This window comes from Pseudomonas sp. BC42 (assembly GCF_021560055.1).
Classification (GTDB): Bacteria; Pseudomonadota; Gammaproteobacteria; order Pseudomonadales; family Pseudomonadaceae; genus Aquipseudomonas.
Genome location: NZ_CP091067.1, coordinates 709,967 through 722,910, shown reverse-complemented (window position 1 = coordinate 722,910; position 12,944 = coordinate 709,967). Strand labels below are relative to the sequence as shown.

10 protein-coding genes are annotated in these 12,944 nt (G+C 61.8%); 5 read left to right on the top strand and 5 right to left on the bottom strand.

Features of this window, described 5'->3' with window-relative positions:
* The first annotated feature begins 19 nt into the window (after positions 1 to 19).
* Genes L1O02_RS03420 through L1O02_RS03405 form a run of 4 tightly spaced genes read left to right on the top strand, consistent with a single transcriptional unit; the run spans position 20 to position 5,158 of the window.
* The gene (locus L1O02_RS03420; RefSeq protein ID WP_108546129.1) at positions 20 to 961 is read left to right on the top strand and encodes a hypothetical protein; all 942 of its coding nucleotides are present in this window, start codon (positions 20 to 22) and stop codon (positions 959 to 961) included.
* Positions 962 to 974: 13 nt separating this feature from the next.
* Positions 975 to 2,261 carry a hypothetical protein gene (locus tag L1O02_RS03415; RefSeq protein ID WP_108546128.1) on the top strand — a complete coding sequence of 429 codons (1,287 nt, stop codon included), beginning with the start codon at positions 975 to 977 and terminating at the stop codon, positions 2,259 to 2,261.
* A 3-nt stretch (positions 2,262 to 2,264) separates the two neighbouring features.
* Positions 2,265 to 4,091, top strand: coding sequence for a hypothetical protein (locus L1O02_RS03410; protein WP_060844768.1), 1,827 nt, complete (start codon positions 2,265 to 2,267; stop codon positions 4,089 to 4,091).
* Positions 4,092 to 4,105: 14 nt separating this feature from the next.
* Entirely contained in the window at positions 4,106 to 5,158 is a 1,053-nt protein-coding gene (locus L1O02_RS03405; RefSeq protein ID WP_235759524.1) for a hypothetical protein, read from the top strand.
* 83 nt (positions 5,159 to 5,241) lie between these two features.
* Here the strand turns inward: L1O02_RS03405 and L1O02_RS03400 are convergent, their stop codons facing one another.
* On the bottom strand, positions 5,242 to 5,751 hold the full coding sequence (locus L1O02_RS03400) for a single-stranded DNA-binding protein (RefSeq protein ID WP_011063767.1): 510 nt from the start codon (positions 5,749 to 5,751) through the stop codon (positions 5,242 to 5,244).
* Positions 5,752 to 5,760: 9 nt separating this feature from the next.
* Positions 5,761 to 7,155 carry an MFS transporter gene (locus L1O02_RS03395; protein WP_060841333.1) on the bottom strand — a complete coding sequence of 465 codons (1,395 nt, stop codon included), beginning with the start codon at positions 7,153 to 7,155 and terminating at the stop codon, positions 5,761 to 5,763.
* 178 nt (positions 7,156 to 7,333) lie between these two features.
* Between L1O02_RS03395 and uvrA the strand changes: the two genes are divergently transcribed.
* On the top strand, positions 7,334 to 10,168 hold the full coding sequence (gene uvrA / locus L1O02_RS03390) for an excinuclease ABC subunit UvrA (RefSeq protein ID WP_060841334.1): 2,835 nt from the start codon (positions 7,334 to 7,336) through the stop codon (positions 10,166 to 10,168).
* A gap of 116 nt (positions 10,169 to 10,284) precedes the next feature.
* On the opposite strand, the gene bfr is transcribed toward uvrA, so the two are convergent.
* The 3 genes from bfr to rplQ form a co-directional block, all read right to left on the bottom strand.
* Positions 10,285 to 10,749 carry a bacterioferritin gene (gene bfr, locus L1O02_RS03385; protein ID WP_060841335.1) on the bottom strand — a complete coding sequence of 155 codons (465 nt, stop codon included), beginning with the start codon at positions 10,747 to 10,749 and terminating at the stop codon, positions 10,285 to 10,287.
* Positions 10,750 to 10,904: 155 nt separating this feature from the next.
* Complete coding sequence (locus tag L1O02_RS03380) at positions 10,905 to 12,353, bottom strand: catalase (protein ID WP_016966732.1); 1,449 nt, start codon at positions 12,351 to 12,353, stop codon at positions 10,905 to 10,907.
* A 176-nt stretch (positions 12,354 to 12,529) separates the two neighbouring features.
* Positions 12,530 to 12,916, bottom strand: a complete 387-nt coding sequence (rplQ, locus tag L1O02_RS03375) for a 50S ribosomal protein L17 (protein ID WP_007924175.1) — start codon at positions 12,914 to 12,916, stop codon at positions 12,530 to 12,532.
* Between the last annotated feature and the right edge of the window lie 28 nt (positions 12,917 to 12,944).

The window sequence follows — 12,944 nt, the reverse complement described above, 5'->3', positions numbered from 1 at the left end:
CTTTGCAAAGGAGAGTCAGATGAACGCCAATCCACTCAAGCGCCTGCTGCTGGCCGCCACCCTGCTGTGCGCCAGCCAGGCATCCTGGGCCCAGGAATACCCCGATAACGTCTACTTCAACATGGGCGTGCACAACAACAAGGGCTGCGACGCCAAGACCAACAACTGCATCGCCAAGCGCCACCCGGGCGATCCGGCCGATCCGCTCTACCCGGCGACCTGGGTCAGCGACTGGACCATGTACCGGGTCACCGCCAACTACAAGAACAACCCGCCGCCCTACAGCAGCCCGCCCAGCACCCTCAAGCCTGCCGACTACACCGTGTCCCAGGGCACCAGCTACTACGACAACGACTATGTGCCGGCCGACGGCGACGGTTCCGGGGCGATGATGGAGCACTACGAGAAGTACTGCCTGCCGATCTTCCCGATCAAGAACAACAACTACACCTGCTCCTTCGTCTCCCTGGGCAACAAGGCCTACTTCCTCACCTACCCCGAGGATCGGCCCAAGGACATGCCGGCCTGCTGCATGTTCTCGCCGATGAACCACCCGCCACGCCGCGACTTCATCAAGCACCTGCCCTACAGCGCCGCCCGCAGCCAGCACCTGGACGGCAGCGTGCAGGCCTACGCCCTGGAGATTCCGGTCAAGCCGAGTCCGATTCTGTTCGGCTACGCCTTCTACAAGCAGGCCACCAGCGACGGCCAGGGCCAGCCGCCCTATCAGCATCCGCAGTCGTTCTACTTCTCCGGCGATGCCAGCGTCGCCAATGCACCGATCGTCAGCCAGAACTATCGCAACTGGCGCAACGAGAAGCCGGACCCGGCCAAGACCTGGGACCAGGTGGCGAAGATGTGCCCGGCCAACCCACCGGACTGCCAGCTCTTCAACCCGCCACCCTCGTTGAAAAACGGTGCCCGGCCGCAGTGGAACCAACTCTCGCCCACCCCGCAGTGACAGGAGCCGCGCCATGAACCATTGGAACCGTTGCACCGCCCTGTTGCTGCTCGGCCTCGGCAGCCTGCCGGCCCATGCCCTGCAGCCCAGCGCACCCGGACCGCAGACCACTTGCCCACCCAGCGCCGTGGTGCCCGCGGCCGGCGCCTCGCAAGCAGCCTTCGATCAATACAGCTGGCAGATGTTCATCAACCTGAACTGGCCGGCCAAGGCCGGGCAGCGCGGGGTGGCCGATTGCAGCAAGTCCCTGGGCAGCCCGGGCAATACCGTGTGGCAGACCTACAAGAGCGTCAGCGAAACCTTTCTGCCCGGGGCCAAGAACCCGGGCCCCTGGAACTCGCAACTGCCGCGCAGGAACCTCAGCCTGATCAACATCGCCGCGCTCAAGAACACCCAGGTGGTGCAGTCGGACAACCAGGCCGTGGGCGGCTGGCTGATCGATCAGCGCGGCAACCCGACCTACTACGACATCGCCGCCAACGAGGTGTCCTACAACTACATCGTCGCCAACGACTTCTACAACGCGGCGATCGTCGATGCCGCGCAGAACATCAACTTTCCCAGCAACGCCAGCGAGATCAAGGCCAGCTGGCGCATCCTCACCAGCGCCGACGACAGCCGCCGCTACCTGACGATGAAAGCCCTGGTGACGAAGTTCGACAGCCAGGGACGGCCCAACGGCACCAAGACCGCCAACCTGGGGCTGGTGGGGCTGCACATCATCAGCAAGGTGGAGGGCTTCCCGCAGTGGATCTGGTCGACCTTCGAGCAGGTCGACAACGTGCCTCCCAAGGCCAGGATCGAGGGCAAGTGGGTGGACCAGCCGGTCTCGGGGATCTTCTACTCCTACTTCAACGCCAAGGCCCCCGCCGACCGCCTCAACCAATCCCCCTGCCTGTGGCAGCAGCAGGCCGGGAAAATGGTCTGCACGCCCAAACCCGGCACCAGCTTCAGCACCCCGGACCCGCTGAACCGGGTCACCCCGATCGCCGACGCGACCCAGCAGATCAATACCCAGTACCAGGGCAATCCGCAGGTACAGCAGAGCGTGTTCAAGTACTACCAGTTGATCACCACCCAACGCCCCCAGTCGCCGGACAATCCGGGCAACCCGCTGGGGCAGCCAACGCCATCGCTGTCGGCCAACGTCACCATGGAGAGCTACATCCAGCCCAACAGCAGTTGCATGAACTGTCACTCCATGGCGACACCGCTCAACAGCCAGTACAAGAGCGACTTCTCCTTCCTGTTCAGATTCGCCCATGCCCCCGTCACCAGCGTCGCCAAGGATAAGGAATAGACCATGAGCATATTGAACGGACCCCGACTGAACTTCTGGGGCGGCATCTCCACCGACGTCAGCGTGCCGAACAACTCGCCAACCCTGCCCGATGGCATCGAATCGTCCCTGGACCTGTTCGACCTCACCACCTCCACCGTGGCGGAACAGGCCCGGACCTACAGCGATGACAAGCTGTTTGAATTGATCAACGCCCCGGACCCCAGGATCGATTCCGACAGCCGCTACACCGCCGGCGGCTGGAACCACTACGGCGACCACGTGGTGACCCTGCACAACGCACTGATCAGTTCCCAGGGCACCCCGGGGCACATTGCGCTGGAAGGGGATCTGGTGGGCCAGCCGGTGTACCTGCTGGGATCGGTGACGCCAGGCACCGGACAAGGTCCGTATTCCGGCCCGATGATGGTCGACCTGGATCCCACGGCAACCACCACCACCCAGATCTTTGTCGGCGGCTTGCAGATCGGCGGCAGCGACAGTCCCCAACTGTTGATCCGCTGGAACGCGGTCTGCAGCAGTTTTGATGTCAACACTCGAGTCCTGGAGCCCGGGAAGATGGATTCCCCCGGCTCCTTTCACGGCAGCGGCACCTTTCAACTGACGTTCCCCCTGAGCAGCATCGTCAGCTACAACAAGGACAGCGCCGGGCTCAAGGCCTTGATCGAAGCGCCCAACGCCACCGGGATCGTGCTGCGTTTCGTGATGTTCGAAATGTGCCCGACCCTGACCACCGAGCAACTGAACGCGGATTACGCCGCCAACCAGTTCAGCCCCAACCCGAGCATCGGCCGGGTCATCGGCACCCTGGCCACGGCCTACGCCGATGAACCGCAGATCTGCCCGCCGGGCCGCCAGATCATCAACGCCGACGAGGACCTGAACATCACCAGCGTCGCCTACGCCGAGGTGGCCAACGGGCTATTGAGCATCGACATGGTCAACCTGATCCCCAAGCAGAGGTTCAGGGCCGTGCGTGACGATATCACCAGCCCCATCGGCCCCAACGCCGACTACGGGACCGTCACCATCGCCGCGGGCACGAGCGCCCTGGCGAGCTTCGAGCCCAGCGCCCCGATCCTGCAGGACTACTACCGCTACGGCGGCATCATCGACGTGCCCCTGGACACCGCCCAGACCCAACTGGTGCAGAGCACGCCCCTGTGCATCAGCGCTCCCGGGAGTGCCCGCAATCCAGCCCTATCGGCCCCGGAGTGCCCGTACCGGGTCTACAGCGATCAGCGCAACACCTACCTCGACCCGGACAGCCCCGGCGTGCAGGTCACCTTGCAAGTCCGTTACCTGGGAGCCCCGGTGCAGCAGGATACGCTGATCCGCATTCAGGCCTCGGCGACCTCGGTCTATCAGGCCCTGCGCTACTGGGACTTCCTGGAGCTGCCGAGCGCGATCACCGTGACCGCCGGCCAGCCTTCGGCGAGCTTCAGCGTCGTCCCCGTCGCCGGGTCCAGGACTCAGGCCGGCTTCACCACCCTGACCTACAGCATCGGCGGCAATCCCCTGACCCAAAGCTTCAGCAACTTTCGCAAATATGCCTGGAGCGACTTCGGCATTCCCGCCGGCAGCATCGTCACCTGGGAACAGGCGTATCAAAACGTGCTGCGCTTCCATTACCTGGCCTTCCCTGCCATGTCGCGCTACATCCAGCTCAACCAGCCCGACGCGGTCATGGGCTACAAGCAGGCGATCCTGGCCCGGATATCGCCCGAGTATCAGAACACCACCTTGTACATGTCGGTGGTGCGCTCGATGTCGCCGAGCCAGCGCGCCCTGCTGACGGCCTATCTCAATGGCACCCCCTGGCAGCCTTGAACAAGGAGACGATCATGCCCGTTGCTTTACTCATTCCCGCCCAGCCGCAACGGCTGTCGTGCCCAAGCAGCATCATCGCCGAGGGGCTGTTGAACCCTCGCGGTATCTGCGTGGAAGACGATGGCAGCCTGCTGCTGGTGGAGGCTGGCTCAGGCCTGCCGGACCAGGCATTCAGTGGTCGCATCAGTCGCCTGCGACCTGATCCCCAGGCCCCCGGCGCCTACTTGCCGCCCGAGGTCCTGGCCGAGGGCTTTCGCTCGATGAACATGCAGGCGCGGATGCTGCGCGACGAGATCATGGGGTTGTCGGACATCGCCTTCGGTGCCGGCCGCTACCTGGCCAGCCAGACCGATTACGTGGCCGGCTCCAAACTGCTGGACCTGCAATACCGCCCGCCCGAGCCGGTGTTTCACAGCCGCGGCAACCTCAATTCGTTGTGCTATCACCCCTCGCGTCACAGCTGGCTGGCGGTCAAGCCCGATACCAACCAGCTGGTGGAGTTCACCGAGGACGGCGAACAGGTGCTGGCCCAGTTGCCCGATCTGGATCAGGGCCAGGAAGCGGTCCCCGTGACCCTGGTCCACGAAGCGCAGACCGATGCGGTGCTGATCAGCCTGTTCTCCGGAGAATTGCATCGCGATCCGGCGCGCAAGGGCATCGACTTCGCCGACAAGGCCGGCCAGGTGATTCGGGTCTGGCCCGCCAGCGGCAGGATCGAGGTGCTGATTCGCGGGCTGCAACTGCCCACCGGACTGGCGCTGGACCCGCAGGGACGGATTCTGGTGCTGGAACTGTGCGACCGGCTGTTGCAACCCCTGCAGCCCGACTGGTCCGGCGAGACCTTGCACGGCGGCTTTGCCCGATTCAGCGGACGCCTGCTGCGCTGCGACCTGCAGCAACGCTCGGTGCAGGTACTGGCCCAGGGCCTGGATACGCCGTCCAACCTGTGCTGCGTGGCGAATGCCGTGCTGGTGAGCGAAGGCATGGGCCTGAGCGGACGCCCGATTCCCACGGCGGATCAGCAGGTGGTGGCCCTGAACGGGCGCTTGCGCCGGGTGCAGCCATGAGCCTGCGCCTGATCAGCCAGGCATAAAAAAGGGGCCCTGCAGGGCCCCTTTTTCATCGGTGCTGAACGCTGAAAAGCGGTGGTTCAGAACGGAATATCGTCATCGAAGCTGTCGAAGTCCGGTGCCGGCTGCGGAGCGGCCTGCTGTGGTGCCGGACGCGACTCACGCTGCGGTTGCGGCGCAGGACGGGACTGCTGAGGACGCGGTGCCGAGTTGGACATGCCGCCCTGGCCCTGCTGGTCGCCCTGTGGACGGCCGCCCAGCAGCTGCATGGTGCCCTGCATGTCGACAATGATCTCGGTGGTGTAGCGCTTGATACCGTCTTTTTCCCACTCGCGGGTCTGCAGCTTGCCTTCGATGTAGACCTGCGAACCTTTGCGCAGGTACTCGCCGGCGATCTCGGCCACCTTGCCGAACATCGACACACGGTGCCATTCGGTGCGCTCGACCTTCTGACCGGTCTGCTTGTCGGTCCACTGCTCGCTGGTGGCCAGACTCAGGTTGGTCACGGCGTTACCGTTGGGCAGGTAGCGAACTTCGGGATCCTGGCCGCAAGTGCCGACCAATATGACTTTGTTAACCCCACGGGCCATAACGTTCTCCTAGGCTTCGCGCGCCGACGGCGCTGGATTGACCAGCTGCTCGAGGGTCGTGCGATCCAATAATTCGGTGTCCAATTTGATGTAAATGGCGGCTTCTTCGGCCACCACTACGGCATCTGTTACCCCAACAACGGCCTTCAGGCGCTCGACCAGGCCGGCTTCGCGGATCGCTTCGGGCGATAACGGCAAGCGCAGGCTCGTCACATACGGGGGCTCGCGCATGGTAACAGCAAAGGCTAGCCAGAGTGCAGCCAGACCTGCCCCTCCAAGGAACACAACCGACAAACCGCCATGCTGGAACAACCAGCCGCCGAGGATGCCGCCCAGTGCCGAACCGAGGAACTGGCTGGTGGAATACACCCCCATCGCCGTGCCCTTGCCGCCTGCTGGCGACACCTTGCTGATCAGCGACGGCAAGGACGCTTCCAGCAGGTTGAACGCGGTGAAGAACACCACGGTGCCGATCACCAACGCCCGCAAACTGTCGCCGAACTCCCAGAAGAATAGCTCGGTGAGCAGCAGCGTACTGACCGCGCCCAACAGAACTCGTTTCATTTTGCGTTTCTTCTCGCCGTAGATGATGAACGGGATCATGGCGAAGAAGGAGATCAGCAGTGCGGTGAGGTACACCCACCAATGCTGGTCTTTGGGCAAGCCGGCTTTTTCCACCAGCGCCAGGGGCAAGGCAACGAAGCTCGACATGAGCATCGCGTGCAACACGAAGATCCCCAGGTCCAGGCGCAGCAGGTCCGGATGCTTGAGGGTGGGAATCAGCGCCTGACGCGCCACTCCGGACTCGCGGTGCTGCAGGGGCCCGGTGGCGCGCGGCACCATGAAGGCAATGATCAGGATCCCCACCAGGGCCATGCCACCGGTGGCCAGGAACAGCCCGGACAAGCCGAAGCTGCGGGTCAGCAGCGGGCCGACCACCATGGCGACGGCAAAGGAGACGCCGATGGTCATGCCGATCATGGCCATGGCCTTGGTCCGATGCTGTTCCCGGGTCAGGTCCGAGAGCAACGCCATCACCGCTGCGGAAATCGCCCCGGCGCCCTGCAGGATCCGGCCGGCGATCACGCCCCAGATCGAGTCGGCATTAGCCGCCAGCACGCTGCCCAGGGCGAACACGATCAGCCCCAGGTAGATCACCGGGCGGCGCCCGATGCGATCGGAAATGATCCCGAAGGGAATCTGGAAAATCGCCTGGGTCAGGCCATAGGCACCAATGGCCAGGCCGATCAGGGCCGGGGTCGCTCCTGCGAGATCCATTCCATAGGTTGCCAGGACCGGCAGTACCATAAACATGCCAAGCATACGGAAGGCGAACACCAGGGCCAGGCCGCTTGCTGCGCGGGTCTCGCTGCCGCTCATGCGTTCGCTGTGGGGATCGTGCATGGAAAAACCTCGTGTGAACCGGCGGCGATTCTACCAGTCGGATCGGTAGAGGGGGTATATGGCGACGCTTTGCCGCGCAGCCCTGAGCGGCAACCGAAAAAGCCACGCACGATAGTGTGCATCCATCCAGTATTTGGTTTTATACTCCTGCCTTTACGCCCGCCGATCGAGGCCACTTTTGGACAAGATTCTGATTCGTGGGGCCCGCACCCACAACCTGAAGAACATCGACCTGACCCTGCCGCGGGACAAGTTGATCGTCATCACCGGGCTGTCTGGGTCCGGCAAGTCGTCCCTGGCTTTCGACACTTTGTATGCCGAAGGCCAGCGCCGCTATGTCGAGTCGCTGTCGGCCTATGCCCGACAGTTCCTGTCGATGATGGAAAAGCCCGATGTGGACACCATCGAAGGTCTGTCGCCGGCGATTTCCATCGAGCAGAAATCCACCTCCCACAACCCGCGCTCCACTGTCGGCACCATTACCGAAATCTACGACTACCTGCGCCTGCTCTATGCCCGCGTCGGTACTCCGCGCTGCCCCGATCACGACATCCCGCTGGAAGCCCAGACCGTCAGCCAGATGGTCGATCTGGTGCTGGCCCAGCCCGAAGGCAGCAAGCTGATGCTGTTGGCCCCGGTGATTCGCGAGCGCAAGGGTGAACACCTGTCGGTCTTCGAAGAGCTGCGGGCCCAGGGTTTTGTCCGCGCGCGGGTCAACGGCAAGCTGTTCGAGCTGGACGAGTTGCCGAAGCTAGATAAACAGAAGAAGCATTCCATCGATGTGGTGGTCGACCGCTTCAAGGTGCGTGGCGATCTGCAGCAACGCCTGGCGGAATCCTTTGAGACCGCACTGAAGCTGGCTGACGGCATTGCCCTGGTGGCGCCGATGGACGACGAGCCGGGGGAAGAGATGATCTTCTCCGCACGCTTTGCCTGTCCGATCTGCGGCCACGCCATCAGCGAGCTGGAACCCAAGCTGTTCTCCTTCAACAACCCGGCCGGCGCCTGCCCGACCTGCGATGGCCTGGGGGTCAAGCAGTTCTTTGACATCAAGCGTCTGGTCAATGGCGAACTGACCCTGGCCGAAGGCGCGATTCGCGGCTGGGACCGGCGCAACGTCTATTACTTCCAGATGCTCGGCTCGCTGGCTGCGCATTACGGGTTCAGCCTGGAGGTGCCGTTCAACCAGCTGCCGGCGGACCAGCAGAAAGTCATCCTGCAGGGCAGCGGTACGCAGAATGTCGACTTCAAGTACCTCAACGACCGCGGCGATATCGTCAAGCGCTCCCACCCGTTCGAAGGGATAGTGCCGAACCTGGAGCGACGCTACCGGGAAACCGAGTCGGCCACGGTGCGTGAGGAACTGGCCAAGTTCCTCAGCACCCAGCCCTGCCCGGACTGCCGCGGCACGCGCCTGCGCCGCGAGGCCCGTCATGTCTGGGTCGGCGAGAAAACCCTGCCGGCGGTCACCAGCCTGCCCATCGGCGATGCCACCGACTACTTCGGTACCTTGAAGCTCACCGGGCGACGCGGCGAAATCGCCGACAAGATCCTCAAGGAGATCCGCGAGCGCCTGCAATTCCTGGTGAACGTGGGGCTCGACTATCTGACCCTGGATCGCAGCGCCGATACCTTATCCGGCGGCGAGGCCCAGCGTATCCGCCTGGCCAGCCAGATCGGTGCCGGCCTGGTGGGGGTGATGTACATCCTCGACGAGCCATCCATTGGGTTGCACCAGCGGGACAATGACCGACTGCTGGGCACCCTGAAGCACCTGCGGGATATCGGCAACACGGTCATCGTGGTCGAGCACGATGAAGACGCGATCCGCCTGGCCGACTACGTAGTGGACATCGGCCCGGGCGCCGGTGTGCATGGCGGCCGAATCGTTGCCGAAGGTACTGCGGCAGAAGTCATGGCGCACCCGGACTCCCTGACCGGCAAGTACCTGTCCGGCCGGGTGAAGATCGTGGTGCCGGCCAAGCGCACGCCGCGCAACAAGAAGCTTTCCCTGACCCTCAAGGGCGCGCGCGGCAACAACCTGCGCAATGTCGACCTGGAAATTCCGATTGGTCTGCTGACCTGCGTTACCGGGGTATCCGGCTCGGGCAAATCGACGCTGATCAACAACACCCTGTTCCCCCTGAGCGCCACGGCGCTCAACGGTGCCACCACTCTGGAAGCGGCACCGCACGACAGCATCAACGGCCTGCAGCACCTGGATAAGGTGGTGGACATCGATCAAAGCCCGATCGGTCGTACTCCGCGCTCCAACCCGGCGACTTACACCGGGCTGTTCACCCCGATTCGCGAGTTGTTTTCCGGCGTTCCGGAGTCCCGTTCCCGGGGCTATGGCCCTGGCCGCTTCTCCTTCAACGTCAAGGGTGGCCGCTGCGAAGCCTGTCAGGGTGATGGTCTGATCAAGGTGGAGATGCACTTCCTGCCGGACATCTACGTGCCCTGCGACGTGTGTAAGAGCAAGCGTTACAACCGCGAGACGCTGGAGATCAAGTACAAGGGCAAGAACATCCACGAAGTGCTGGAAATGACCATCGAGGAAGCGCGTGAATTCTTCGATCCGGTTCCGGCCCTGGCGCGCAAACTGCAAACACTGATGGATGTGGGCCTGTCCTACATCAAGCTTGGCCAGTCGGCGACCACCTTGTCCGGCGGCGAAGCCCAGCGGGTCAAGCTGTCCCGTGAGCTGTCCAAGCGCGACACCGGCAAGACCCTGTATATCCTCGACGAGCCGACCACTGGCCTGCACTTCGCGGATATCCAGCAACTGCTGGACGTGTTGCACCGCCTGCGCGATCACGGCAACACCGTGGTGGTGATCGAACACAACCTGGATGTGATCAAGACCGCCGACTGGCTGGTGGACCTGGGGCCGGAAGGCGGCTCCAAAGGCGGCCAGATCATCGCCGTCGGTACCCCGGAGCAGGTTGCGGAAATGCCCCAATCCCACACCGGGCATTACCTCAAGCCGTTGCTGACTCGCGACCGCGCCTGAGGCCCATGAAAAAGCCCCTGGCACTTCACAGTGCCAGGGGCTTTTTTAACTCTATGGATTGCTGCGTTTCCCGTAGTAGCGAGCTCGCTCGCGAACGGCAACCAAACCTCACGCAATCAGAACTGCGACTGCAGGTAGTTTTCCAGACCGATGGATTTGATCAGGCCCAACTGCTTCTCCAGCCAGTAGGTGTGATCTTCTTCGGTATCTGCCAACTGGATACGCAGAATGTCGCGGCTGACATAGTCCTGGTGCAGCTCGCACAGCTCGATGCCTTTGCACAGCGCGGCGCGGACCTTGTATTCCAGACGCAGGTCGCTGGCCAGCATCTCCGGCACCGTGGTTCCGGTATCGAGATCGTCGGGGCGCATGCGCGGTGTGCCTTCGAGCATCAGAATGCGGCGTATCAGGGCATCGGCGTGTTGCGCCTCTTCTTCCATTTCGTGGTTGATACGCTCGTAGAGCTTGGTGAAGCCCCAGTCCTCGTACATCCGCGAATGAATGAAATATTGGTCGCGTGCTGCCAGTTCGCCCGTCAGCAACGTGTTGAGGTAATCGATTACGTCCGGGTGACCTTGCATCGCCCTAAATCTCCCTGCTTGAAAGTGGGTAGTTTGAACCAAGCTGACTTGCAGGTCACTTAGAAAGAGCCATAAAAGTGAAGAATATCCGAGAAAACCAGTAGAAATAACGCAAAAACCGCCCTAATGAGGGCGGTTCTGCTTCTTATTTAGACTTACTTGAGCGATACGCCCAAAGCTTTGGCGATACCCTCGCCGTAAGCCGGGTCAGCCTTGTAGAAATGTTGCAACTGACGATCAACCACATCAGCCGTTACCCCGGTCATGGCACCGGCAATGTTGTTGATCAACAGAGCCTTCTGCTCATCGTTCATGAGGCGGAACAGAGCCCCTGCATGACTGTAATAGTCGGTGTCTTCACGATGATCGTAGCGGTCTGCCGCACCGCTAAGCGCCAAGGGCGGCTCTGCGTAGCGTGGAGCCTGCTTCGGGGCATCGCTGTAGCTATTGGGCTCGTAGTTCGGCGCAGCACCACCATTGCTTCCGAACGCCATGGAGCCGTCGCGCTGGTAGCTGTTTACCGGACTCAATGGAGCGTTCACCGGCAACTGCTGGTGGTTGGTGCCCACGCGGTAGCGGTGCGCATCGGCGTAAGCGAATACCCGGCCCTGCAGCATACGATCCGGCGAAAGCCCGACACCTGGCACCATGTTACTTGGGCCAAAGGTGGCCTGTTCGACCTCGGCAAAGTAGTTCAGCGGATTGCGGTTCAACTCCAACTCACCCACCTCAATCAACGGGAACTCCTTCTGCGACCAGGTCTTGGTCACATCAAACGGGTTCTCGTAGTGCGCCGCGGCTTGTGCCTCAGTCATGATCTGAATGCACACGCTCCACTTCGGAAAATCGCCGCGCTCGATCGCATTGAACAGGTCGCGCTGAGCGTAATCCGGGTCGGTACCGGCCAAGCGTGCCGCCTCTGCCGGCGCGAGGTTCTTGATGCCCTGCTTGGTCTTGTAGTGCCACTTGACCCAGTGCCGCTCTCCCTTGGCGTTGATCAGGCTGTAGGTGTGACTGCCAAAGCCGTGCATATGACGGTAGCCGTCTGGAATACCGCGATCGGAAAACAGGATGGTCACCTGGTGCAAGGCCTCAGGCGAGTGCGACCAGAAATCCCACATCATCTGGGCACTTTTCAGATTGCTCTGGGGAAGGCGTTTCTGGGTGTGGATAAAGTCGGGAAACTTCAGTGGGTCGCGAATGAAGAATACCGGGGTGTTGTTGCCCACGATGTCCCAGTTGCCTTCCTCCGTGTAGAACTTGAGGGCGAAGCCGCGAGGGTCACGCTCGGTATCAGCCGATCCACGTTCACCGCCCACGGTGGAGAAACGCAGGAAGGTCGGAGTCTTCTTGCCAACTGCTTCAAACAGCTTCGCGCTGGTGTATTGGGTGATATCGCGAGAGACAGTGAAAGTGCCATAGGCACCCGAGCCCTTGGCGTGCACACGACGCTCAGGAATATTCTCACGGTTGAAATGGGCAAGCTTTTCGATCAGGTGAAAATCGTCGAGAAGCAGCGGGCCCCGAGGGCCGGCGGAGCGGGAATTCTGGTTGTCAGCGACAGGAGCGCCACTAGCGGTTGTAAGAGTTTTGGTCTGGCTCATGCACAATCTTCCTCTGTCAGTCTGTGAAACTGCCGGCTAATCGGCTGACAAGGAGTATTGATCACCAGTGTTACAACATCCAATGCATTACACATTAGTTAACGATAGAAATATCTAATACATGCAGACACAAAAAACCGGGCACTAGGCCCGGTTCCTTGTTTCAGACTGACGTCTTACTCAGCGGATACAGCTTCACCGCCGACAGCACGATCAACCAGTTCAACGTACGCCATAGGAGCGTTGTCGCCAGCGCGGAAACCGCACTTGAGGATGCGCAGGTAGCCACCCTCACGGGTAGCGTAACGCTTGCCCAGGTCGTTGAAGAGCTTACCAACGATAGCTTTCGAACGAGTACGGTCGAAAGCCAGACGGCGGTTAGCCAGGCTGTCTGTCTTGGCCAAAGTGATCAGCGGCTCGGCAACGCGGCGCAGTTCTTTAGCTTTCGGCAGTGTAGTTTTGATCAGCTCGTGCTCGAACAGCGACACCGCCATGTTCTGGAACATGGCCTTGCGGTGCGAGCTGGTGCGGCTCAGGTGACGCCCACTTTTACGATGACGCATGGTTCATTCCTTACCAAACACAACGTTC

What these genes read in the sequence shown, in the direction of transcription:
- L1O02_RS03395 (WP_060841333.1), bottom strand. Translation starts at nt 7,155, where the DNA reads ATGCACGATCCCCACAGCGAACGCATGAGCGGCAGCGAGACCCGCGCA.
- L1O02_RS03415 (WP_108546128.1), top strand. Translation starts at nt 975, where the DNA reads ATGAACCATTGGAACCGTTGCACCGCCCTGTTGCTGCTCGGCCTCGGC.
- L1O02_RS03405 (WP_235759524.1), top strand. Translation starts at nt 4,106, where the DNA reads ATGCCCGTTGCTTTACTCATTCCCGCCCAGCCGCAACGGCTGTCGTGC.
- L1O02_RS03400 (WP_011063767.1), bottom strand. Translation starts at nt 5,751, where the DNA reads ATGGCCCGTGGGGTTAACAAAGTCATATTGGTCGGCACTTGCGGCCAG.
- L1O02_RS03380 (WP_016966732.1), bottom strand. Translation starts at nt 12,353, where the DNA reads ATGAGCCAGACCAAAACTCTTACAACCGCTAGTGGCGCTCCTGTCGCT.
- rplQ (WP_007924175.1), bottom strand. Translation starts at nt 12,916, where the DNA reads ATGCGTCATCGTAAAAGTGGGCGTCACCTGAGCCGCACCAGCTCGCAC.
- bfr (WP_060841335.1), bottom strand. Translation starts at nt 10,749, where the DNA reads ATGCAAGGTCACCCGGACGTAATCGATTACCTCAACACGTTGCTGACG.
- L1O02_RS03420 (WP_108546129.1), top strand. Translation starts at nt 20, where the DNA reads ATGAACGCCAATCCACTCAAGCGCCTGCTGCTGGCCGCCACCCTGCTG.
- L1O02_RS03410 (WP_060844768.1), top strand. Translation starts at nt 2,265, where the DNA reads ATGAGCATATTGAACGGACCCCGACTGAACTTCTGGGGCGGCATCTCC.